Source organism: Nonomuraea sp. KM90 (assembly GCF_052246675.1).
Lineage (GTDB): Bacteria > Actinomycetota > Actinomycetes > Streptosporangiales > Streptosporangiaceae > Nonomuraea.
In genome coordinates, this window is the sequence record NZ_JBQQCB010000029.1 from 74817 (window position 1) to 97626 (window position 22810).

Below are 22810 nucleotides of genomic sequence, written 5' to 3' on the forward strand. Positions count from 1 at the left end.
CTTTCGCCGGACCTGCGAAGAGGTGCTCTAGGGGGCTGAACTGGGCGATCTTGGAACCGGCTGATCGGGTAACCGGCGGATCACGACGCCTGCCGCTCGTCCTCGTCCGTGCCCGAGAGGGCCCGGGCCACGGTGAGGCTGTCCTCGTAGATGTGGTAGCGGGTGATCCGGCCGTTCTCGACCGTGAGGTGCAGGGCGAAGGGGGAGGTGTAGGCGGCACCGGTGGCCTTCACGGTCTGGACGATGTCGCCGAGGACGACCGCGTCGTCCCCGTCGGCGAGGATCCGCGTCACCGACGTGCCGTTCAGCTCACCCACGTGGTACGCGTCCAGCATGCGGAAATGCTCTGCCACGTCATGGCGGGTCGAACGGGGCCGGATCCACGGCACGGACGGGTGCCCTTCGGCGGGCCAGTTGAACCGCCAGTCACTCCGCTCCGCGAACAGCTCGGCGATCCGGTCGAAGTCGCCCTCACCCATACGGCGCAGCAGCTCTTGCACGGTCTCGCGAGTCGTCATGATTCGTCCTTGAAGTCTGTTTCGGTGGGCGTTGCTGCCACAGTCTCCTCTGGATCGCGCGGGTTGACGATTACCCGCGAGATAAGGGGCATGCCTATCTCGCCTGCCCGGTCAGGCCAGGATCGCGTAGACAGTCGTGGCGTGGGCCGCTGTTTCGGGGCTGCCCTCGGGCGTGAGGGTGATCTCCGAGAAGGCCAGCGTGCGGCCCAGCTTCGTGATGCGTACGTCGAGCAGGACGTCCTTGCCCACCACCGGGCGCTGGAACGTCGTTGACTGCTGAACCGTGGTCATCGGCACGAACTCACCGCGCGCCGAGGCGATGGCGATGGCCGTGGCCGTGTCGGCGGCTGCCATCATCGCCTGGCCGGACAGCCCGCCGCCCTCTCTGGCCAGGTCGTCGGACCAGGGCAGCCGCACGATCGCGTGGCGGTCGCCCACCTCCTCGACCCGCAGGCCGAGCTGCTGGATCCAGGGGGCGAAGTATTCCTGGAGGATCGCCTCTGCGTCTTCTGGAGTCACGCGGCCATCATGCACGCTGGAGTTCGTGCGCGGGCGGCCGTGCGAGAGAGCGGGAGGGTGAGATGTCGGAGATCGACGGCGGTCACCAGGCGGCAGGGCGGTCGGTGGTGGAGGTCTTCATCCCGGCCACCTACGACAGAGCCGTACCGTACGAGCTGTTCGCCCGGCTACGAGCCGAATCCCCCGTCTGCTGGATCCCCGAACCACCGCTGGGCCCCTGGCGGGAGGGGCCCGGTTACTGGGCGGTCTTCCGGCATCCCGACGTCAAGCACGTCCTCCGCAGCCCGCAGGACTTCTCCTCGCACCTCGGCGCCACCCAGATCCGCGACCCCGACACCCCTGCCGACCTCGAGTTCGTCCAGGTCCAGATGCTGAACATGGACCCGCCCGACCACTCCAGGCTGCGCAGGATCGTGGCGGCGGCGTTCACCCCGCGGGCCGTGCGCGCCCTGGAGCGGACGATCGCCGAGCGGGCGGCGGCGCTGTTCGATGAGGGCGAGTGCGACTTCGTGGAAGTGGCCGCCGACCTGCCCGTATGGACGCTGGCCCACGTCATGGGCGTTCCGGCGCAGGACAAGCGGCTGCTGTACGACTGGGCGTCGCGCGTGATCGGCTACCAGGACGACGACTACGCGGGCCTGTCCACGGCGGACGTCGAGTCCCTCAGCCCCATGGGCCGGCTCGCCCTCGCGGCCAGGCCCGAGCTCCGGCCGGGTGTCAACCCGCGATCGAGGGCGGCCCTGACCGACATGTTCGCGTACGCCCACGCCCTGGCCGAGACCCCAGCGGACGGCGAATCCGTCATGTCGGCCATGCGGAAGGGCGGCCTGACGGAGGCAGAGTTCGAGAACATGTTCTTCCTCTTCGCCGTCGCCGGCAACGAGACCCTGCGCAACGGCATCCCGGGTGGCCTGCTCACGCTCCTCCAGCACCCCGCCGAGCTGGCCCGCCTGCGCGAGAACCCCTCCCTGCTGGACTCCGCGATCGAGGAGATGCTCCGCTTCTGGCCCCCGGTCATGCACTTCAGGCGTACGGCGACCCGCGACCTCACCCTCGCCGGGCAACCCGTCCGGGCAGGCGACAAGGTGGTCGTCTACCACGCCTCCGCCAACCGCGACCCGTCCGTCTTCCCCGATCCGGACCGCTTCGACATCGCCCGTACCCCGAACGACCACGTCAGCTTCGGCTTCGGCCCGCACTTCTGCCTGGGCGCCCACCTGGCCCGAGCCCAGTTCCGCTCGGTCTTCAGGGAACTGCTCGCCTGGGACGTGGAGCTCGCCGGCAGCCCGCGACGGCTCACCTCCAACTTCCAGAACGGCCTCAAACACCTCCCCGTACGACTCCGCCGCCGCCGCTGAAAGGCCGCCGAGAAGCCGGTGAAGGAGGCCGTGGGACACGTGGAAATGCTGGTGCGCCGACGCCGGTCGCGTGCCTACGATCACGGCCATGGACGACTACCTGCAGGTCAACCGGGCCAACTGGAACGCCCGCGTCCCCATCCACGTGAGCAGCGCCTTCTACGACGTCGACGGTTTCAAGGCGGGCCGGAGCCGGCTGCGGGAGTTCGAGGTCGAAGAGGTCGGTGAGGTGGCGGGGCGCCGCCTGGTGCACCTGCAGTGCCACTTCGGGCTCGACACCCTCTCCTGGGCCAGGCTCGGCGCCGAGGTGACCGGCCTCGACTTCTCCGACCCCGCCATCGAGCAGGCCAGGAAGATCGCCGGCGAATGCGGCATTCCGGCGAGGTTCGTCACCGCCGACGTGTACGACGCCCCGGAGGCGCTCGGTGAGACCTACGACATCGTCTACACGGGCATCGGCGCCCTCGTCTGGCTGCCGGACCTCACCCGCTGGGCCGAGACGGTCGCCGCCCTCCTCAAGCCGGGCGGATTCCTCTATGTCGCCGAATTTCACCCGTTCGCCGACATCCTGGATGGCGAAACGGGCACCACCGTCACGTACGACTACTTCCACCGCGGCCCCCACCTCTGGGAAGTGCCGTACACCTACACCGGTGGCGAGCCCCTCGAACACCGGACCACGATGGAGTTCCGGCACGGCCTCGGCGAGATCGTCAGCGCCGTCGCGGCGGCCGGGCTGCGGGTGGAGTTCCTGCACGAGCACGACCACACGCTGTTCCGCCGCTTCGCCACGCTCGTCGAGGACGGAGGCGTGTACCGCCCGCCCGGCGAGGCCCCCGGAATCCCGCTCATGTTCTCCCTGCGAGCCTCAGCCGATAGTGCACCTCCTCCAGCGGCGGATCCGGCAACATCTTCGCCCGCCCCGACCACGTGAACCCGTACCGCTCGTAGAACCGCCGCGCCCGGGCGTTGTCCGCCGTACCCACAGCCCGGCCTCCGCCATCGCCTCTATGGTGGCGGCCATCAAGGCCCGTTCCATGCCGGTCGAGAACTCCGCCGGCAGCACGTAAATGGCGTACACCTCCATGCCCGGAACGGCCCCGCACCACCTCGGGCCGCACCTCAAGCCCCGCCAGGTACGCCTCCGGCATGACCCCGCTGTAGGCCACGCGCCAGGTGGCGATCCGCACCGCCTCGACGGCCGCGGAGTCCTGGGGGAGGGCGGGGCGGATTTCGAATGACATAGGTGGCGTTGTGGCGACCACAGCGGCCCATGGGGCAGGGGACCGGGTCGTCGCGGGTCAGGGGGACGGTAGACCGTAAGATTCTCTGCCGTGAAGTCTCCAGCATCGTTCAAGAAGGCCGCCGCGTGGGCCCTGCCGTACTGGACCAGAGGCCAGGCAGGCCGCGAGACGCCGCAAGACCTGTTCAGGGTGCTCTATTACGGCTGGCTGCTGGTGCTCACGCTCAAGCTGCTCGGCTCCGCCTGGGACGTCTCGTGGCACTTCAAGTGGCTGCGCGACGACCTGGCGCCGCCCCACCTGCTCAACTCCGCCGGCACGGCCCTCGCCGTCGCCCTGACCCTCGTCCACGGCTACACCGGTTACGGCGTGGACAAGGCGGCGCTCAGGCTCATCCAGTGGGGCACCGGGATCTTCCTCGTCGCGGTGCCGCTCGACCTGATCAACCACCGCGTCAACGGGCTCGACATCACCTCGTGGAGCCCGTCGCACATCATGCTCTACGTTGGAACGTTCTTCATGATCGCGGGCGTCATCCGCGGCTGGTTCATGGGCGCGCCGCCGGGCCGCGAGCGGACGGTCGTGCTGGGCGCGCTCCTGGCGTTCTTCCTGGAGAACGTGCACTTCCCCGAGCAGCACCAGGAGTACGGCATCCTGTCCCTCGGCGCCTGGGACAACAACGCCACCTACGCCGAGCAGATGCTGCTCCAGTTCGCGGCCGACCAGATGGACCGGCCGGTGGACCGGACGATGATGGCCGGGTTCACGCTGCCGGTGCCCGACTACCTCTACCCGGTCTACGCGGTGGTCGCCGGGCTGTCGGTGCTGGTGGTGGCCAGGCTGCTGATCGGCCGGTTCGGCGCGGCCACCCTCGTCGCCGCCGGCTACGTGGGGTTCAGGACGCTGATCTGGCCGCTGCTGACCTTCACCGGGTTCCCGCCGTCCGCGGTGCCGTTCTTCCTGGTCGTGGCCGGGGTGCTGGTGGACGTGGCGTTCCTGGTACGCATGCCCGCCGCCCGGGCGGTGCTCGGCGCGGCCGTCGTGACGGCCGCCGCCTATGGCGCGCTGGTGGTGCAGAGCGCGGCGATGGGGCCGGTGTACGGCGCGCTCAAGGGGCAGGAAGGGTTGCTGGGGGCGCCCCCGCTGGCCACGTCGTCGGCGGTGTGGGCCGGGATGGGGCTGCTCGTCGTCTGGCTGGCCATCGAGTGGATCGCCGCCCGCCGCGGCCTCCAGCCGGTCACCTCCCCACCCCCGCGCGTGGCCGCCCCGGCCACAACCTAGAAACGCCTCTCACCACCCGACCGCGCCGCCCGGCACCGCACATCCGACCGGTTGCCGTCTGGCCGGTTGTCGTCCGGCCGGTCGGCCTCCGGTCGGTCGGCCTCCGGTCGGTCGGCGTCCGGTCGGTCAGGATGCTCAGTGCACAGGGCGTCCGGCGGGGGCGGAGGGCATGGGGACGGCCGGCGCTGGTCCCAACGCTGGGCCTGGGGCTGGGGCTGGGGCTGGGGCTGGGGCTTTCAGGCTATCGAGGCGCGGGTGATCGCCACCGCGACGCCGTACGCCAGCCCCATCACCCCCACCTCGGCCGCCGCCCAGCCCACCAGCGCGGTGGCCCGTCCCTGGCGTACGGCGGGCAGCAGCCGGAAGCGGATGTGCGCCGCCAGCGGCACCAGCAGCGCCACCAGCGCCGTCTTGACCACGACCAGCAGCACGTAGTGGCTGGTCACGATCGCGTCCGGCAGCGTCACGCCCGGCGTGAGCGCCATCGTCCCCAGCCCCGTGACCAGGCCGGACAGCCCCACCATGAGCAGGCACACGGTGGCCATCCTGGAGAACTTCGGCAGCACCACGGCCAGCAGGCCACGGTGCGGGGCCACGAACACGGCCGTGGCCACCAGCCCGCCCGTCCACGCCGCGGCCCCCATGACGTGGATCTCCATCGAGATCATGATGGGGTCGTGCCAGACCGAGTTCACCGCGTGGCCGGTGACCGGGATCGGCAGCAGCCCGAACAGCGCCACGATCACCCGCAGCTCGGCCGGCACCTTCTCGCCGAACCGCACCGCCATCAGCCCGATGCCGGCCGCCGCCAGCGCGCATGCCGCGCTGAACAGCAGCCCCTGGCCCGTGCCGACGCTCCCGACGTAACCGGCGATCATCCCGAACGTCGGCACGCTGCCGGGGTTGAGCTCGGCGGTCTGGAAGACGATGGTGAGCAGCGCGCAGATGGCCCACGCCCAGGCGGCGATCACGGTCAGCGGGCGGACCCTGATCAGGACCGGCTCGGTACGGTCGGGGGCGTCGAAGCCGAGCAGCTTGGGCAGCAGGCTGAGCCCGACCACGGCCACGGCGGCCAGGTCGAGCAGCACCCGCACGATCGGCAGCCCGATCGACACGACCGGGCCGGGCATCGGGATGCCGGGGACGGACTCCTGGGCGGTGAACGAGCTCGCCGCCACGGCCGCGACGACCGCGCACACGCCGAACGCGCCCACGACGAGCCGCCCGCCGACGCGCTGCTGGGCGAGGGGAGGAGCGGCGACGCTCACGCCCGCGCCCCCTCGGCCCGCGAGGAGTCATCCTCGCCCCGAGCCGCCGGCCCCTCAGCCTCGGCTGTTCCGGCGCCGGTGCCAGGGGCGGAGCGGCGCAGGGCGACGGCTGTGCCGGCGGCCAGGATCAGCAGTGCTCCCACGACCCACACCACGGCCATCCCGGCCCCGCCGTTGGCCGCCGCCTCGGCGGCCTCCGCGCTGGTGCCGCCGCCGGCCGCCCCCGCCGCCACCCCGGAGGCGTCCGCGGCCAGGCTGAAGCGGATCTTCCCGGTCACCGGATGCCCGTCGGCCGACAGGATCCGGTAACCCACCACGTAAGACCCTCCGGCCGGCAGCGGCTTCACCTTCACCGACACCCGCTCGGCCGCGACGACGGCGCTCCCGTCGGCCCACGCCGACCCGTCCGCCCCGGTGACGCCCACCGACGCGTACCCCTGGCGCACCGCCTGGTCGAACACCAGCGTCACCCGCTCGGGCGAGGCAGCCAGCGTGGCGCCGTCCTTCGGGTCGCTGCCGATCAGCACGTTGTGCGCCTGAGCCGGGGAGTACGCCACCCCCACCGCGGCGCAGGCGAGCAGCAGGACCGTGAGTAGCCGCCTCACAGATCAGAACCTTCCATCGAACACGTCCAGAACCTGTATATGGTCCCATCCATGGAGGACCTGTTCGGCGGCGCGGCGCCCTACTACGCGAAATACCGGTCAGGACACGGCGATCCGGCGATCGAACACCTGGCCATGACGTTCGGGAGCGACAGCACCGTGCTCGACCTCGGCTGCGGTCCGGGCACCGTGGCCATCCCGCTGGCCCGGCGCGTACGCGAGGTGCTGGCCGTGGACCCCGAGGAGGAGATGCTCGCCGAGGGCCGGCGCCAGGCGCCCGACCGGGCGAACATCCGCTGGCTGAAGGGCGACTCGACGAGGCTGCGCGAGCTGCCGGCGTTCGACCACGTCGTGATGGGCAGGTCGTTCCACTGGATGGACCGCCGTACGGTGCTGGCGGAGCTGGACGAGCTGCTGCCGCCGGACGGCGTCGTGGCGCTCCTCGGCCCGACCCGCGAGGACAGGGAGCAGCCCTGGGAGCCCGCCATGCGACGGGTGCGCGACGAGTTCGGCGTGAACACGTTCACCGCGAGCAACTCCTATCAGGCCACCGGCGAGCACCACGAGGAGGTGCTGGCCACCTCCCCCTTCGGCGACCTGGACGCGGCCCGCTACGAGGAGCACCTGACGTACGACCTCGACGCCGTGATCGGCCTGCAGCTGTCCTACTCCTACACCGCGCCCGCCCGCCTCGGAGACCGGGTCCCGGCCTTCGTCGAGGCGGCCAGGCGGGAGTTGCTCGCGCAGAACCCCGCGGGCACGTGGGAGCTGGTGGCGGTCACCGAGGTGCTGACCGCGAGGCGCCCTCCCAGATCCCCATGACCTGCCAGATCCGCCGGGTGAGCGGGTTGATCAGCCCGATCTCGGCGCACAGCTCGCGCGTCTTGCCGACCGAGTCGCGGATCTCCCGCTTGGCGCCCGGGTTGCGCAGGTAGACCTCGGCCACCACGTTCGCCGGGATCCTGAAGCGCCGGATCATCGGCCCCGGTGGTGCCAGCATGATGCGCGCCATCACGCCGAGGATGATCGGCGAGGCGATGCCCAGCATCAGGCGGCGGTACGCGGGCATCCCCGGCACCCGGTTGCGCAGGTAGTGCCGGGCGAAGGAGATGTGCCTGGCCTCCTCGGCGATGTGGATGCGCATGATGGTCTCTTCCAGCGGGTGGTGCGCCCGCCCGTCCTTCAGCACCTTGCGCTGCACGTGGTCGATCGGGTCCTCGCCGCCCAGCACGAAAACGAAGAACAGCTCGGTCGAGATCAGCGGGATCCAGGGCGCGACCTGCGCGATCACCGACAGCGGCCCGGGCATGCCGCGGATCGGCATGCCGGTACGGTTCACGAACTCCTGGAACATCATCCCGTGATGTCCCTCTTCGATGGTCTCGTGGTAGACGTACCGGAACTCCGGGGACCCGTTCGGCAGCCGGTAGGCGTAGTTGAGCAGCCCGCGCTTGAGCAGGTTCTCGAACTGCAGCCCGATCTTCATGGCGGTGGCCACCCGCCACAGCCCGATCCGCGCGCGCACCTCGGGGGAGCGGCTGCGGTACCACGGGTGGCCGCCCAGCTTGTCGACCTCCGGCAGCTCCCACCGCGGGTCGACCGGGTCCACCTGGAACTCCGGGTCGTCCCACGGGATGTCGCGGTAGGGCTCCCAGTGCTTGTCCACCGACGCCTTCGAGAGGCGATCGATGACCGCTCGGTACGCGCTCTTGCTCGCGACCTGCTCGTCGCGTTCCCTGGCGGCGGCAGAGCTCGGTGCGGATGTCATCGCGTGCACTCCTCTCCTCGCCCAGTAATTGTACGGAGAATCCAATAGCACTGGGAAGGTGAGGATCACAGCTTTTCCGCGGGCACCCCCAACTCGTACGCCGCCGCCGTACGGATCAGCACGTTCACCCGCCGCCGTGACAACACCTTGGGATGCGTGTGCGTCTGGACCGCCAGCCCGTCGATGAGCGCGAAGAGCCGCCACGTCGTCGCGTCGGGATCGGCGCACTCGAACTCGCCGCACCGCACGCCGTCCTCGATGATCCCGCGCATGAGCGTGCGGCCCCTGGCGTCGATCCGCCGCGAGGTCTCCTCCAGCTCCGGGCTGCGCATCGCCTCGGACCAGGCGTCGATCCACAGCCGCCAGCCCTCGGTCGGGATCGCCGGCGAGCAGAGCCTGAGCAGGGTGCGCAGGCGGTCGAGCGGCGTGCCCGTGGACCGCTCGACGTCGGCGAGCGCGTCGAGGTGCAGGCGGGCCGCGTAGCCGAAGGCCTGCGCGAGCAGCCGCTCCTTGGTCTCGAAGTGGTAGAAGAGCAGCGCCTGGCTGACACCGGCGGCCCTGGCGATGTCCAGAGTCCTGGTGTGCCCGAATCCCTGCTCCGCGATCACCTCGCAGGCCGTCTTGAGCAAATCCTCGCGCCGTAATCGGCTGAAACCAGTTGTCACAGCGAGTAACTCTAACTTCTGATCACTATTATTTATAGGACAAACCGGACGCCGGTTGTTCTGGTGGGCGGAGCCCCGGTACCGGTCCGGCTCCACTCTTCACCGACAGTCACGTTGATCATGGTAACCAGCGGCACCGAACGGCTTTCGGTGGGGGTCCCAAGATCCGCCTCACTCATTCCTTACCGGCAGCCGCAGGACGAAACGGGCGCCCTTCTCGGAATCCTCGATCCGCAGCGTGCCGCCGTGGGCCACCGCGATCTCGCGGGCGATCGGCAGGCCGAGCCCGGTGCCGCCGGCGTCGCGGTTGCGCGAGGCGTCCAGCCGGGTGAAGCGCCTGAAGACGACCTCGCGCTGCTCCTGGGCGATGCCGGCCCCGTCGTCGAGCACCTCCAGCACGGCCTGGTCGTCCCGCCGCACGGTCACGAGGATGGTGCTCTCGGCGTGCCGCTCGGCGTTGTCCAGCAGGTTCGTCAGCAGGCGGGCCAGCCTGAGCCGGTCGCCCGAGACGACGACCTCGGGCTGCAGCGTGGTCACCATCTGCTTCGACCGCGGCCTGGCGGTCTCGGAGGCGGCCAGCTCGGCCAGGTCGACGGGCTCCAGCCGGCCGGGCTCGCCCGCGTCGAGCCTGGTCAGCGTGAGAAGGTCGGCGACGATGTGCTGCAGCCGCTCGAGGCTGCCCAGCAGCCTGTCGCCGGCCGAGGGCCAGTCGGTCTGCTCGGGGTCGAGCAGGGCCGCCTCCAGCTCGGCGCGCATGGCGGTGATCGGGCTGCGCAGGTCGTGGGAGGCGTCGGAGGCGAACCTGCGCTGCTGCTCCACCGCCTGCTCCAGCCGGGCCAGCGTCTGGTTCGCGGTCTGGGCGAGTGCCCTGATCTCCTCGGCGTTCTCGGGCACGGGCACCCGCAGCGTGCCGTCGCCGGCGGTGATCTCGGCCAGCTTCTCGGTGATCCGGTGTACGGGCGCCAGCGTCCTGGCCACCACCCGCGAGACTCCGAACCAGGTCAGCACCACCACCGCCGCGCAGATCGCGGCCAGCAGGACGACCACGCCGGGGCTGATGTACCAGGGCGGCATGGGGCCGAAGGCGTAGACGGTCAGGTCGCCGTCCGGCTTGTACACGCGGAAGGCGATCATGATCTGGCACTCGCCGCCGAACTCCGGCCGGTCGCAGAGGGAGCCGATGCGGTTGGCGTCGGCCGGCTCGGGGTTCGCGTAGGTCAGGCGCGGCGAGTTCGCCAGGTTGGGCGTCGAGGACACCACGCGGCCGTTCGCGTCCACGACCTGGAGGCCGTGCAGCTCCAGGGAGATCACGCGGGGCAGGTCGTGCTCCTTGATCAGGTGGACCACGCGCAGGGCGGTGCTGACCACCTCTCGTGTGCGGATGTCCACGACCGTGCTGTGCACCGCCCACAGCAGCAGCGTGCCGGTCGCAAGGCAGAGCAGCACCATGGCGGCACTGGCGAACAACGCCAGCCGCGCGCGAATGGACCGGCCCAGCCGTGCGATCACACCCATCCCCCTGGTGATCAGGTGATCACACTAGGTGCATCCGGCTCGAATTTGCGGAGATTCCATGACAAACCACGTTAAAGACCTCCAGAGCAATGCTCTATGCGGGCCGCGGTGGCCTGACTAGAGTAAGTGGTCACTGATGCCGAGGAGTCGATGTGAATCTTGCTGATTACCGGCGTGCGGCCGGGGCCTGGCTGCAGGAGAACGTTCCATCCGACGACTATCCGGAGACGGACGGGATCGCCCACGCCAAGGACTTCATGGCCAAGCTCTACGATGCCGGTTACTCCGGCATCACCTGGCCGGAACGGTGGGGCGGCCAGGGGCTGACCCAGGCGGAGGAGCGCGCCTTCGCCGAGGCGGCCGCCGGCTACACCCTGCCCACCTACGTGTTCTCGATCGGCCTCGGCATGACGGGGCCCACGATCGTCGACCGGGGCACCGACGCGCAGCGGGAGCGGTTCGTCCGGCCGCTGCTGCGTGGCGAGGAGATCTGGTGCCAGCTCTTCTCCGAGCCCGGGGCCGGCAGCGACGTGGCCAGCCTCCAGACCAGGGCCGAACGCGACGGCGACCACTGGATCGTCAACGGCCAGAAGGTGTGGACCTCGGTCGCCCACCACGCCGACTGGGGCCTGCTGCTCGCCCGCACCGACGTGGAGGTGCCCAAGCACAAGGGCCTGACCATGTTCGTGGTGGACATGCACCACCCCGGCGTGACGGTCCGCCCGCTGAAGGACATGTCCGGCAGGGCCAACTTCAACGAGATCTTCTTCGACAACGTCACCATCCCCGACGAGCACCGCGTGGGCGAGGTCAACGACGGCTGGAGCGTGGCCGTCACGACGCTGCTGCACGAGCGGCTGTCGATCTCGGCGGGCGTCGGCATGGGCGGGCAGAAGGACAACCCCACCTCGCTGGAGGCGCTGCGCCGGGCCGTCGACACCGCGGACCCGCTGGTCCGCGACCAGCTCGTCGAGCTGCACATCCGCAGCCGCGCGCTGGCCCTGTTCAACCAGCGGCTGGCCCAGGAGACCAGGGCCGGGATCTTCCCCGGCGCGCGGGGCAGCGCCGCCAAGCTGCTGCTGGCCGAGCTGACCCTGTTCCAGGCGGACCTGGCCACCCAGCTCGTCGGGCCGGAGGCCGCGCTGGCCGGCCACCCCCTCGCCCGCGCGATCTCCATGGCCCCCGGCATGGCGCTGGGCGGCGGCACCAACGAGATCATGCGCAACATCGTCGGCGACCGCGTGCTCGGACTGCCGCCGGAGCCGCGGGTGGACAAGACCGTGCCGTTCAAGGACCTGAAGGTGGGGACGCAGGCGTGAAGCTCGTACTCAGCCAGGAACAGCAGGAGCTGCGCGAGACCGTACGCGCCTTCCTGCGCACCGCCTCGCCCCTGCGCAAGGCCCGCGAGGGCTACGACCCGCAGGTGTACTCCCGCCTCAACGGCGAGCTCGGCCTGTCGGGGCTGGTCATCCCCGAGGAGTACGGCGGCGCCGGCGCCGGGATGACCGAGCTGGCGGTCGCGCTGGAGGAGACGGGCGCCGCCCTGCTGCCCGGCCCCTTCCTGGCCACCGCGTTCACCGCGCTCGCGCTGTCGCTCGTGCCCGACAAGGAGCTGTGCACCGGCATCGCCGAGGGCCGCGTGGCGGCCACGATCGACGGCACCGAGGTCTCCCTCGACGGCACGGCCGCCAGCGGCACGCTGGCCCAGGTGTTCTCCGGCATGGACGCCGACGTGCTGGTCGTGCCCGCGCGCGGCGCCGACGGCCTGCTCATGGTAGCGGTCGAGCTGGCCGGGCCGGGCGTCACCAGGACCGCGCTGGAGACGCTCGACCTCACCCGCGGCCAGGCGACGGTGGTGCTGGAGGGCGCTCCCGCGCGGGTGCTGGGGGCGGCGCCGGAGACCGGCGTCTTCGACCGGCTCTGCGTGGCGCTGGCGGCCGAGCAGCTCGGGGTGATGCGGGCGGCGCTGGACGCCATCGTGGCCTACGCCAAGATCCGGGTGGCCTTCGGCCGCTACATCGGCTCCTACCAGGGCGTCAAGCACAAGCTCGCCGACATGCACTGCAAGCTCGAACAGGCCGAGTCCATCGTCCGGTACGCCGCCTGGGCCGCCGACGAGTCCCCTGACGAGCTGCCCGAGGCCGCCGCGCTCGCCCAGGTGTACGTCGGCCGCGCCTGCTTCGAGGTGGCCCGCGACCACTTGTTGCTGTACGGCGGGATCGGCTACACCTGGGAGCACGACGCGCATCTGTTCTACAAGAGGGCCAAGGCGGACGAAGTGCTGCTGGGCCCGCCCCGGATCCACCGTGCCCGACTCGCACAACTGCTGGAGCTCTGAATGGACATCAGCGAGCTACCGGGTTTCTACGCCATCGCCGCCGCCGATCCCGGCCGCCTCGCCGTGATCGACACCGACGGCACCGAGACGTCGTACGGCGACCTCCTCGCCCGGGTCAACCAGGTGTCGCACGGCCTGCGGGCCCGCGGGCTCGGCACCGGTGACGTCGTGGCCGGCGTGCTGCCCAACGGGATCGACGCCCTGGTCATGGTCATGGCGACCGGCCAGATCGGGCTCTACTACGTGCCGATCAACTGGCATCTGACCGCCTCCGAGGTGGCGTACATCCTGGGCGACTGCGACGCCAAGGTCGTCGTCACCGGCCCCGATCACGCCGTGCCAGGAGGGGAGATCGGGACCGACGGCCTGGCGGCGGGTCAGCCCTCCGGCGCGCCCGGCGACCGTACCTCCGGGGCCGTCATGTGGTACACCTCCGGCACCACCGGCTTCCCCAAGGGCGTGCAGCGCCCGCTGGCCGGCGCCGAGCCCGAGGCGCTCGTGCCGCTCTACACGTGGTTCTTCGGGGAGGTCGTGGACCTCAAGGCGGGCGACGAGGTGCACCTGGTGACCTCGCCGATGTACCACTCGGCGCCGTGCGCTCACGCCCAGTTCGCCCTGCACCTGGGGCACACGGTGGTCATCACGCCCAAGTTCGAGCCGCTGAACATCCTGGAGCTCATCGAGCGCTACCGGGTGTCCAACGCGATGATGGTGCCGACCATGTTCCACCGGATGTTGCAGCTGCCGGAGGAGGTCCGGGGCAAGTACGACGTGTCCAGCCTGCGCCAGGTCATCCACACCGCCGCCGCCTGCCCGGTCGCGGTCAAGCAGCAGATCATGGACTGGTGGGGTCCGGTGCTGTACGAGTACTACGGCTCCACCGAGTCCACGATCGCCTTCTCCGTCAAGCCGCACGACTGGCTGGCCAAGCCGGGCACCGTCGGCCGGCCCGCGCCCACGTTCGAGGCCAAGATCTGCGACGAGAACGGCATGGAGCTGCCCCCGGGCGAGCCCGGCATGATCTACGTCAAGTCGGGCATGGGCTCGTTCGAGTACCGCAAGGACCCGGCCAAGACGGCCGCCAGCATGCTGGGGGAGTGGTACACGCCCGGCGACATCGGCTTCCTGGACGCCGACGGCTTCCTGTTCCTGTGCGACCGGCGTACCGACCTGATCGTCTCCGGCGGGGTGAACATCTACCCCGCCGAGATCGAGGCCGCGCTGCTCGAACATCCCGCGGTGGCCGACGTGGCCGTCATCGGGGTGCCCGACGAGGAATGGGGCCACAACGTGGTCGCCCTCGTGCAGCCCGCCGAGGGGTACCCGCCCGGCCCCGAGCTGACCGCCGAGCTGCTGGAGCACTGCGGGCCGCGCATCGCCCGGTTCAAGCAGCCCAAGGTGATCGAATATCGCGCGGTGCTGCCCCGCACCCCCACGGGCAAGCTGTCGCGCTCGAAGGTGCGCGAGGACTACCTGGCGGAGGCCGGGAACACCAGCTCCTCGCTGTAACGGTCACCGTCGCCCAGGTAGAAGCGGGTGGACAGGGTGCGGTCGGCGGTGTCGAAGACCGTGGTCCACAGCGTGCGGAACGGCACGGCCGGATCCTCGGCCGGCCGGACCGCCCGCAGGCTGTCGCGCAGCTCCCGCGGTGACAGGGTGGCGCCCTTGCTGCGCTCGTACAGCGAGCGCAGCCGGGCGAAGGACTCGAAGCTCGACTCGCTGTCCCGGGGCAGGTCCATCGGGTCGGGGTGGCGGTGCAGCAGGTGGTTGGTGACGCAGAGCGGGCCGTCGCCGAACTCGATGATGTGCTCGCTGCCGTCCCTGCCCCGCTCCCACACGAACGCCTGCCCGTGCGCGTCGGCGATCAGGTAGTGCAGGGGCGTGCCGTAGTCGTAGTGCTTGGCGCCCAGCAGCGCCTGCTTCGCCTGGTCGGCGTTCGCGCAGGTGTCGATGACGAACCTGGGCAACTGCACGCTGGCCAGGCCCACCTGCGGCGCTATCGGGCCCTCCGGCGGTGCCGCGGTCTCGAAGTCGGCGATCAGCAGCATGACCGCCAGGCCCGCAGAGTTGATGCCGTCCATGCAGCCGTCGAGGTCGTTCATCGTGATCACCGTCGAGGACAGCCCCTCGTCGGGGATCGTCGTGATCACGTACGGCCGGGACGACATGGGCAGCTCGCCGGGCCGGGGCGTGCCGCCCATGATCTCGCTCGCGGTCGTCGGGAAGAAGTCGTAGTTGCGGCCCACCCGGCCGTGGCCGTCGGTGGCGGCAGACGGCGGGACCCACATCGCCGAGCAACCGGAGCCCTCGGGGATGAAGCTCAGGCTGTCGAGGGCCAGCTCGTCCTGGTCCGGGTCGAGGCCGAGGGCCGCCGCGGCGCCGTCCATGCGGGCGTGGTGCTGCGGCCAGTGCCGCTCGAACCAGGTGCGCCGGGCCCGGTTCACGATCGGGTCGACCGGTGCGGGCGCCCAGCCCAGCCGGCGGGCCTCCTCGGTGAGCGTCCGGCCGATCTCGACCTGGCTGCCGGTGAGCGTCAGGTGGGTGACGAGCTGGAAGTCGTCCTTGCTCCCCGCCACGTGCGTCATGTTCTTCATGTCCCCGAGCCTGCCCGGGGGCGCTGACCGGGGCCTTACCGGCCGCTGACCGCCCGCCGGTAGCGCTCTGACAGCCGCAGCACGTGCTCGGCCAGCTCCGGCGGGTCGAGCACCTCGAAGTCCACGCCGATGAAGCCGATCCACACCGCCATCCCGCCCAGGTCGTCGCCGCCCAGCCTGAGCAGGCACGTGGCCTCGTCCACCGGCTCGATCTCCAGGCCCAGCGGCAGCGCCCGGACCCGCTCGGCCGGGGCGTGCAGCAGCACCGTGGCCCGGTGGCGCCACATCGCCGTGTTGACGCCCTGCTCCACGTACGCCGCCACGTCGCCGTCCCCCGGCAGCTCGCGCGGGGTGAACCGGGGGCCGGACGGCGTGCGCGGGCTGACCCGGTCGACCCGGAACGTGCGCCAGTCCTGCCGGTCGACGTCGTAGCCGACCAGGTACCAGCGCCCGTGCCGGTGCACCAGGCGGTGCGGCTCGACGTTCCGTACGGTGGACCCGCCCTCGTGGCCGGTGTAGTCGAAGCGCAGGCGCTCGTGGTCGCGGGCGGCGTTCGCGATCGTGGTCAGCACGTCCGGCGCGACGGCGGGCGCGTTGCCGGGGATCTGGACCGTGTACGTGTTGAGCGCGTTCACCCGCCGCCGCAGCCGGGAGGGGAGCACCTGCTCCAGCTTGGCCAGCGCCCGTACCGAGGTCTCCTCGATGCCCTCGACGCCGCCCCCGGCCGCGCGGCCGAGCCCGACCGCGACCGCCACGGCCTCCTCGTCGTCGAGCAGCAAGGGCGGCAGCGCGGCCCCCGCGCCCAGCCGGTAGCCGCCCGCCACGCCCGGTGTGGCGTGCACCGGGTAGCCGAGCGAGCGCAGGCGCTCGACGTCGTTGCGGATCGTCCTGGTCGAGACGCCGAGCCGGGCGGAGAGCTCGGGTCCCGACCAGTCCCGGTGCGCTTGGAGGAGAGACAGGAGCTTCAGCAGGCGAGCCGAGGTTTCCAGCATGCGCACCAGTGTGCCCGCTAATGCGGCAAGGACGCTTCCGTAATGATGATCAGCTTGCCCAGGAAGTGGCCGTCCTCGCTGCGGCGATGAGCGTCGGCCGTACGTTCCAGGGGGAACACCTCGGCGACCGGCACCCGCACACCCGCGGCCGTTCGCCCGTTCCCCGCCGCCGGTTCGCCCAGGGCGGCCGCCACCGGATCGCGCAGCGCCTGCGCCGCGGCGACGGCCCCGACGCCCCTGCCGGTCGAGAACCGTGCTCCGAGCCGGCCCGCCCCGGCCGGGTCCGCGATCGTGACCACCTTCTCCGGGTCGCCGGTGAGCTCGACCGACAGCTCAAGCTCGCCCCTCCCCGAGGCGTCCAGCACCCCGTCCACGGTCTCCGGCAGGCGCTCCTTCAACCCCTCGCCGTAGGTGACGGGGTGCACGCCGAGCCCGCGCAGGAAGGCGTGGTGGCGCTCGCCGGCCGTGCCGACCACCCTGACGCCGAGCGCGCGGGCCAGCTGCGCGGCGGCCAGGCCCACGCCGCCCGCGACGGCGTGGATCAGCAGCGTCTGCCCCTCCCGGAGGCCGAGCTCGCGCAGCGTGCGGGCCGCCGTCTCGACGGCGACGGGCAGCGCGGCGGCCTCCTCGTACGTGAGGTCGTCCGGCTTGGGCACCAGCGCGTCCGCCTCGGCGATGGCATGCGTGGCGGCCGCCCCCTGCGCCACCTGACCGAACACGGGGTCGCCCAGCCGCCACCCGGTCACCCCGGAGCCGAGCGCGTCGATCGTCCCGGCCAGCTCGATGCCCGTGCCCTGGGGGCCCTCGATCGGCGAGCTGAGGAAGCCCGTGCGCAGCTTCCGGTCGATGGGGTTCACGCCCGCCGCCCTGACCGCCACCCGTACCTGGCCGGGGCCCGGCTGGGGGAGCGGAACCTCGTCCAGCTCCAGCACCTCAGGACCGCCGTGCCTGTGGTAGCGGACGGCCTGGGCGGTGACCAGCAGGAGAGCCTTGCCGACCAGCTCCCGGGCCTCCAGCGCGGCGTGCGCCTCGCTCGCGCGCTCCAGGGGCACGGCCAGGCCGACGGCGGCGGTCAGCCTGCCGGCCGCGACCTCCCGCAGGGTCAGCTCGGCCAGCCGCCGGAACTCGGCGGGAGCGAACTGCACCTGCTCCATGCCGATCAGCCGCACCCCGCGCCGCTCGGCCACCGCCGGGTCGACCAGGGCGGTCGAGCCGCTGGGGACGCCGTGGGCGAAGAACCGCCCGCCGCGCCCGAGCAGCTCGAACGCGGCCCCGCCGACCGCACCCCCGACCCCGTCGAACACCACGTCGAACCGCGCCGATCCTGGCTCAGGAGCCGCGACCTCCCCGGCCCTCGTGGTCACATCCGGGTAGTCGGCGGCCTCCGCCGCCCCCGCCTCCAGGGCCGCCGCGCGCTTGGCCGGGCCGTGCGCCGCGGCCGTCACGCGGGCACCGGCCGCGGCCGCCAGCCGGACGATCGCCAGCCCCAGCGCCCCACCGGCCCCGGTGACCAGCACTCTCGCCCCGGGCTCCAGACCGGCCGCCTCCACCAGGCTCAGCGCGGCGGGCCCCACCTGGATCAGCGCCGCCGCCCGCCACAACGGCACACCATCGGGCACCCCGACGACCGTCTCGGCACTCGCCACCACCCGCTCGGCGTACCCGCCGCCACCGGGGACCTGCGCGGCGACCCGCCGGCCCAGCCACCCGGCGTCCACCCCGTCGCCCACGGACAACACGTGCCCGGCCACCCCGGTGCCCGGCACGAAGGGCGGCTCGGCGGGGAACCACTCGCGCCCCCACCCGCCGCGCAACTGCGCGTCGATGGACATGACGTCCGTCACCGACACGCCGATCACCAGCCGGCCCGGCCCCGCGACGGGGTCCGGTGCCTGACCGGCCACGAGCACCTCGGGGCCGCCGAACTTCGTTACCTCGACCACGTTCATGGCGCCGAGTCTGGTACCTCAAGTTCGATTGAGGTCAAGTCACTCCAGGTCGTACGCCGTCTCGTGGCGCGGTTCGTACAGGCAGAGCCGCCCGCCGCCCGGCAGGTTGATCGCCGTGACCCGACCCCAGCTCACCTCGCCGGCCGGCGCGGCGAACTCGACGCCCCTGGCCCCCAGCTCGGCCATCGTCCGGTCCAGGTCGTCGCACATGAGGTAGAGCTCGTGGATGTCGGCGCCGTCCGTGGGATGGACGGCCATCTCGGCGGGAGGCAGCTTGAAGATCAGCCAGCCACCTCCCGCGTCGACGTGCGGGTAGCCGAGAACGTCGCGGATGAACGCCCGGTCGGCGTCCGCGTCCCGGCTGTAGATGATCAGATGAGCGCCGTTGATCATCTGTACATCATCCGCCGAACAGCCTCTGCGCCTGCTGAATGAGCACGATCACGGTCAGCGTGCCGAAGAACGCCACCGACCAGATCAGCGCCCCCAGCCGGTAGGAGCGGACCTTGATGGCCTCGGGCAGCGCCCGCCGGTTGAGGATGATCAGCAGGATCGAGTAGACGAACATCATCACGGCCGCGAAGCACGCCGAGAACACCAGCAGGATGAGCGGCTGGTCGAGGCCCGCCAGCAGGATCCCGGTGCCGATCAGCGCCATCGCCCAGACCACGAAGAAGTAGACCCGGTTGACGGAGACGGACTTGTCGCGCAGGTAGACCGTCTTGATCGTGTCGGAGGCCAGCCGCGAGGTGTAGTCGACGATGCCCATGGCCGAGGCGAACAGGGCCAGCGCCCCGATCACCCAGAACAGCAGCCCGAACCACGTGCCGACCGTCTCCTGCAGCACCTGGCCCTCGACCTCGAGGAAGGCGATGCTGTTCTCCAGCCCCGACCGGCCGAAGACCGTGGAGTAGGCCAGCATCGACATGAGCGCGATCGTCACGAACGACACCATGGCGAACGTCCACGCCTGCTCGACGTTCGCGAAGCGCCACCACTGCTTCCAGCGCGCCAGGTTCTCCTTCGTCGGCGCGAACTGGAAGCCGGTCGAGGACACCGCCTCCTCGTGGCCGGTGACCGGGCTGACCAGGCGCGGCACGTACAGGCCCATGCCGAAGCCCTTGTCGCGGATCCAGTTGCTCTGGCAGAGGTTCTGGCCACCGCCCGCGCCGGCGTACGCGATGGCGCCCATCAGCACCGCGAAGTCCAGCGGCGGCACCGGGAACCGGGCACCGACGGTCAGGCCCTTGCCCAGCTCCAGCCAGCTCTCGGCGCTGATGGCGACCAGGACCGCGACCACGGCCAGCGTCGCCACCAGGGCGATCTTCACGAAGATCACCTTTTCCAGCATGGTGTAGATCACGGGCGCCAGCGTCAGCCCGAGCGCGATCATGATCAGCATCGCGATCGCGATCCACCGCACGGAGCCCTGGCCGGTGCCCGTCAGGTACGTGACCATGGTCGCGGACGTGGTCACCCAGCCCGGCCAGAGGTTGGAGGCCAGCGTCATCAGCACGAAGACCAGGCCCCAGTGCTTCCACATCCGGCTGAACCCGGTGAGCGCCGTCTCGCCGGTGGCCAGCGTGTAGCGCTCGATCTCCATGTTCAGGAACCACTGGGTGATGATGCCGATCGCGGCGCCCCAGATGAAGATGAGGCCGACCTGCGAGGCGATGTACGGCCAGAGGATGAACTCGCCCGACGCCAGCCCCACACCGGCACCGACAAGGCCGGGGCCGATGATGCGCCAGGTCGATCGGGGCGGTTCGGGAAGGTCGCGGACAGCGACGGGGGGTAGGACGCGCGAAGGAACGGTGGGGGTGAACTCCGCCATGCGGATCTCCCTTGTTCGACTTACCTATCCGTCACATTACAGAGACCCGAAACGCTAGTGGAATAGCTAGTTGATCGACACCACGTATTCTCCGCGATCGGTGAATCCGACCACCCGCCCACCGGCCTCCATCGCCCCGCCGAGCACCTCCCGGACGGCCGCCCGCCACGCTTTCGCCGCCCCCGGATCCGCCCGCCGCAGCCTCTCGACATCCCGCGGCGTCCCCACCAGGACCCGCGCCCCCGGCTGCCCGTTCACCGCGCCGCCCGGAGCGGCCCCACCGACGAGCACCGGCCCGCCGTCCGCCCCTTCCTCCAGCACGGGCCGCGCCCCACTCGCCTCGGGGCAACCCTCCCCACGTCCCTCCCCTATGTGCCACACCGCCAGCAACCGATCGGACGCGTCCCCCTCATTGATCGCATCCGCCATGACGCCGTAGAAATCCGTCAGGTACGCCTCCGGCCGGGCGCCCAGCTTGACCAGATTGAACCGGGCATTACGCCGTACGAGCGGATCGAAGGTCCAGGTGATCTTCTCCAGCCCCCGCTCCAGGCACCAGTCCCGCTGGTGGAGCTTCAGCGCGTACCCGACCCCCTGCCCGACGACGGCCCCGGTCACGTGCGAGTGCAACGCCCGCCCCCTGGCCAGGAACCCGACGGACGCCCCCACCATCGTCTTCCCGGAGAACGCCCCCGCGACGTAGTTGCCCGTGCGCGCGAACCCGACCATCAGTTCCAGCGTCACCGGCACATTGGTCGGCCGCGGATGCCAGATCTCGTCGAAGAGCCGGTAGACCTGCTCGAACTCGCCGATCTCGCGCAACTCCCTGATCACCACACCGGCCACGGCCGCCGCCTCATCCTGACTGCTCATCCCCCCATTTACGCACGCCCCTCGGCCCCGGCACGACAGACCCGGCGACCGTGCCAGGTCCATGACCTGCGCAGACAGCTGTCTGTAGCCACACAAGCACCCCGAGGTGGCCGCATCACCAGTAGTCACATGAGGATCGCCGACTGTAGTCATGGTGGGTGCGTCGTCCCAGGCCCGGGACGTCCGTCGACCAGGGAGGATCCCCCATGACGCTCATGCTGACCGCCGCCCGCAGGCTGGCCGCGCTCGGACTGTGCGCGGCCGCGGCCCTCGCGATGCCGTTCGCGGCGCTCCCCGCCGGCGCCGCCACGGGAGCCGAGCTCTTCATCACCGTCACGCCCATCGCGGACGGGGCTTACTCGATGCGTCTGACCTGTGACCCGGACGGCGGCCTCCACCCACGCCCGGAGGCGGCCTGCGCCGCCCTTCGTGACGTGGACGGCCACATAGACGCGCTCGACGCCGATCCCGGGCCCTGCCCGCTCAACATCGATCCGGTGCGGGTGGAGGTGGCCGGATACTGGTACGACATGCCGGTGTCGTACCGGGCGGAGTTCCCGAACCGATGCGTCATGGAGCGAAAGCTCGGCCCGCTCGTCTGAAGCACCCCCGGCCTGTCCGCGCACCACACCGCGGACAGGCCTTCCCGGCCCGCACCGCCCGGCGCCGTGCCCGGAAGCTCGTCCAGGCACCGGGAAGCCGAGCGCAACGCCGCTGACCACCATGAGTACGCCGAGCCCCACCAGGCCCTGGTCACGTTGGGTCAGCAGAAGGCGGCGCCCGCGGCCTCAGGCGGGAGCGCAGCTCGCGGGGCAGAACTTGGCCTCGGGATTGCGAGCGGAGGGCTTGTCCAGGAGGGGCTGGGGTCGTGCTTTGAGGTGCTGGTCGAGGAAGGCGGCCACGTAGGTGCGGGTGAGTTCGGCGGCGCGCGCCGCGGGCAGGACGCCGGGGAGGGACTTGATGCCGAGGGCGTCCGCCAGCAGTGGGGTGTCGGTGAAGGACTGGTGTTCCGCGCCGGTCAGTACGATCCAGCGCTTCCATCCGGTGAGCAGTTTCCAGTCGCGGTCCCAGGTGGGGGCGGGGCCTCCGGGGACGTGCCGTGCGGAGCCCAGGAACATGAACGGCCGGGAGAGCCCGTTTTTGGGGATCCGGGCGTAGGTGGTGCCGTCCATGTCGATACCGGCGCGCACCCGGGAGTCGTTCACCATGGTTGCCATGGCGCTGGCCCCGCCGATCGACTGGCCGACCATCGCGATGCGGGCGCGGTCGATCCGGTCGGTGCCGTCCCACTTCGATGGCAACTGGTCGAGCACGAAGGAGACGTCGGCGGCCCGGCCCTGAACCAATCCCGCGCCGAAACCGGGATCGGAGTCGCTGTCGCAGGCGAGGCATTCGGCGATCCGCCCGTCGGGGAAGGTGGTGGCGTAGCTCTCGTAGGTGTGGTCGATGCCGGCCACGACGTACCCGCGGCTGGCCAGGTCCTCGGCCAGGG

The 22810-nt window shown here is 71.1% G+C and carries 22 protein-coding genes; 8 read left to right on the forward strand and 14 right to left on the reverse strand.

Annotated features, from left to right (window positions below):
* Positions 1–80: 80 nt before the first annotated feature.
* Together ACTWPW_RS27245 and ACTWPW_RS27250 are read right to left on the reverse strand one after the other, a co-directional pair.
* On the reverse strand, positions 81–518 hold the full coding sequence (locus ACTWPW_RS27245) for a nuclear transport factor 2 family protein (protein WP_375118880.1): 438 nt from the start codon (positions 516–518) through the stop codon (positions 81–83).
* A 111-nt stretch (positions 519–629) separates the two neighbouring features.
* A complete protein-coding gene (locus ACTWPW_RS27250) occupies positions 630–1037 on the reverse strand; it encodes a PaaI family thioesterase (RefSeq protein ID WP_364125197.1) in 408 nt (135 codons plus the stop codon).
* A gap of 62 nt (positions 1038–1099) precedes the next feature.
* On the opposite strand from ACTWPW_RS27250, the gene ACTWPW_RS27255 reads away from it, so the two are divergent.
* From ACTWPW_RS27255 to ACTWPW_RS27265, 3 genes are all read left to right on the forward strand, one after another.
* Entirely contained in the window at positions 1100–2395 is a 1296-nt protein-coding gene (locus tag ACTWPW_RS27255; RefSeq protein WP_443170286.1) for a cytochrome P450, read from the forward strand.
* 88 nt (positions 2396–2483) lie between these two features.
* The gene (locus ACTWPW_RS27260; RefSeq protein ID WP_443170287.1) at positions 2484–3329 is read left to right on the forward strand and encodes a class I SAM-dependent methyltransferase; all 846 of its coding nucleotides are present in this window, start codon (positions 2484–2486) and stop codon (positions 3327–3329) included.
* Between the two features lie 400 nt (positions 3330–3729).
* Positions 3730–4917: a hypothetical protein gene (locus ACTWPW_RS27265; RefSeq protein WP_443170288.1), complete on the forward strand. Its 1188-nt coding sequence runs from the start codon at positions 3730–3732 to the stop codon at positions 4915–4917.
* Between the two features lie 236 nt (positions 4918–5153).
* Here the strand turns inward: ACTWPW_RS27265 and ACTWPW_RS27270 are convergent, their stop codons facing one another.
* Together ACTWPW_RS27270 and ACTWPW_RS27275 are read right to left on the reverse strand one after the other, a co-directional pair.
* Positions 5154–6185 (reverse strand): copper resistance D family protein, encoded by a 1032-nt coding sequence (locus tag ACTWPW_RS27270; protein ID WP_443170289.1) that lies wholly within the window; start codon positions 6183–6185, stop codon positions 5154–5156.
* The gene (locus ACTWPW_RS27275; RefSeq protein WP_443170290.1) at positions 6182–6790 is read right to left on the reverse strand and encodes a copper resistance CopC family protein; all 609 of its coding nucleotides are present in this window, start codon (positions 6788–6790) and stop codon (positions 6182–6184) included. The genes ACTWPW_RS27270 and ACTWPW_RS27275 overlap by 4 nt, the downstream gene beginning before the upstream one ends.
* A gap of 51 nt (positions 6791–6841) precedes the next feature.
* On the opposite strand from ACTWPW_RS27275, the gene ACTWPW_RS27280 reads away from it, so the two are divergent.
* A complete protein-coding gene (locus ACTWPW_RS27280) occupies positions 6842–7612 on the forward strand; it encodes a class I SAM-dependent methyltransferase (protein WP_375118874.1) in 771 nt (256 codons plus the stop codon).
* Here ACTWPW_RS27280 and ACTWPW_RS27285 read toward each other — a convergent pair.
* The 3 genes from ACTWPW_RS27285 to ACTWPW_RS27295 form a co-directional block, all read right to left on the reverse strand.
* Positions 7569–8558 carry an AurF N-oxygenase family protein gene (locus ACTWPW_RS27285; protein WP_443170291.1) on the reverse strand — a complete coding sequence of 330 codons (990 nt, stop codon included), beginning with the start codon at positions 8556–8558 and terminating at the stop codon, positions 7569–7571. The genes ACTWPW_RS27280 and ACTWPW_RS27285 overlap by 44 nt on opposite strands.
* Before the next feature lie 65 nt (positions 8559–8623).
* Complete coding sequence (locus tag ACTWPW_RS27290) at positions 8624–9223, reverse strand: TetR/AcrR family transcriptional regulator (RefSeq protein WP_375118872.1); 600 nt, start codon at positions 9221–9223, stop codon at positions 8624–8626.
* Between the two features lie 171 nt (positions 9224–9394).
* On the reverse strand, positions 9395–10738 hold the full coding sequence (locus ACTWPW_RS27295; RefSeq protein WP_443170292.1) for a sensor histidine kinase: 1344 nt from the start codon (positions 10736–10738) through the stop codon (positions 9395–9397).
* 152 nt (positions 10739–10890) lie between these two features.
* On the opposite strand from ACTWPW_RS27295, the gene ACTWPW_RS27300 reads away from it, so the two are divergent.
* Genes ACTWPW_RS27300 through ACTWPW_RS27310 form a run of 3 tightly spaced genes read left to right on the forward strand, consistent with a single transcriptional unit; the run spans position 10891 to position 14585 of the window.
* Positions 10891–12057, forward strand: a complete 1167-nt coding sequence (locus tag ACTWPW_RS27300; protein ID WP_443170293.1) for an acyl-CoA dehydrogenase family protein — start codon at positions 10891–10893, stop codon at positions 12055–12057.
* Positions 12054–13076, forward strand: coding sequence for an acyl-CoA dehydrogenase family protein (locus ACTWPW_RS27305; protein WP_375118869.1), 1023 nt, complete (start codon positions 12054–12056; stop codon positions 13074–13076). The genes ACTWPW_RS27300 and ACTWPW_RS27305 overlap by 4 nt, the downstream gene beginning before the upstream one ends.
* Positions 13077–14585 carry an AMP-binding protein gene (locus ACTWPW_RS27310; RefSeq protein ID WP_375118868.1) on the forward strand — a complete coding sequence of 503 codons (1509 nt, stop codon included), beginning with the start codon at positions 13077–13079 and terminating at the stop codon, positions 14583–14585.
* Here the strand turns inward: ACTWPW_RS27310 and ACTWPW_RS27315 are convergent.
* The 6 genes from ACTWPW_RS27315 to ACTWPW_RS27340 form a co-directional block, all read right to left on the reverse strand.
* Positions 14546–15670, reverse strand: coding sequence for a C45 family autoproteolytic acyltransferase/hydolase (locus ACTWPW_RS27315; RefSeq protein ID WP_375118867.1), 1125 nt, complete (start codon positions 15668–15670; stop codon positions 14546–14548). The two genes, ACTWPW_RS27310 and ACTWPW_RS27315, sit on opposite strands and share 40 nt — an antisense overlap.
* A 35-nt stretch (positions 15671–15705) precedes the next feature.
* Positions 15706–16662 carry a helix-turn-helix transcriptional regulator gene (locus ACTWPW_RS27320; RefSeq protein ID WP_443170294.1) on the reverse strand — a complete coding sequence of 319 codons (957 nt, stop codon included), beginning with the start codon at positions 16660–16662 and terminating at the stop codon, positions 15706–15708.
* 17 nt (positions 16663–16679) lie between these two features.
* Positions 16680–18611, reverse strand: coding sequence for a zinc-binding dehydrogenase (locus ACTWPW_RS27325; protein ID WP_443170295.1), 1932 nt, complete (start codon positions 18609–18611; stop codon positions 16680–16682).
* A gap of 39 nt (positions 18612–18650) precedes the next feature.
* Positions 18651–19004, reverse strand: coding sequence for a VOC family protein (locus ACTWPW_RS27330; RefSeq protein ID WP_443170296.1), 354 nt, complete (start codon positions 19002–19004; stop codon positions 18651–18653).
* A gap of 7 nt (positions 19005–19011) precedes the next feature.
* The gene (locus tag ACTWPW_RS27335; RefSeq protein WP_375118863.1) at positions 19012–20445 is read right to left on the reverse strand and encodes an Nramp family divalent metal transporter; all 1434 of its coding nucleotides are present in this window, start codon (positions 20443–20445) and stop codon (positions 19012–19014) included.
* A gap of 66 nt (positions 20446–20511) precedes the next feature.
* A complete protein-coding gene (locus ACTWPW_RS27340; protein WP_443170297.1) occupies positions 20512–21318 on the reverse strand; it encodes a GNAT family N-acetyltransferase in 807 nt (268 codons plus the stop codon).
* Positions 21319–21524: 206 nt separating this feature from the next.
* On the opposite strand from ACTWPW_RS27340, the gene ACTWPW_RS27345 reads away from it, so the two are divergent.
* Positions 21525–21920, forward strand: coding sequence for an SSI family serine proteinase inhibitor (locus ACTWPW_RS27345; protein WP_443170298.1), 396 nt, complete (start codon positions 21525–21527; stop codon positions 21918–21920).
* A gap of 186 nt (positions 21921–22106) precedes the next feature.
* Here the strand turns inward: ACTWPW_RS27345 and ACTWPW_RS27350 are convergent.
* Positions 22107–22810: alpha/beta hydrolase family protein (locus ACTWPW_RS27350; RefSeq protein ID WP_443170299.1), on the reverse strand; the 704-nt coding region annotated here is incomplete at its 5' end.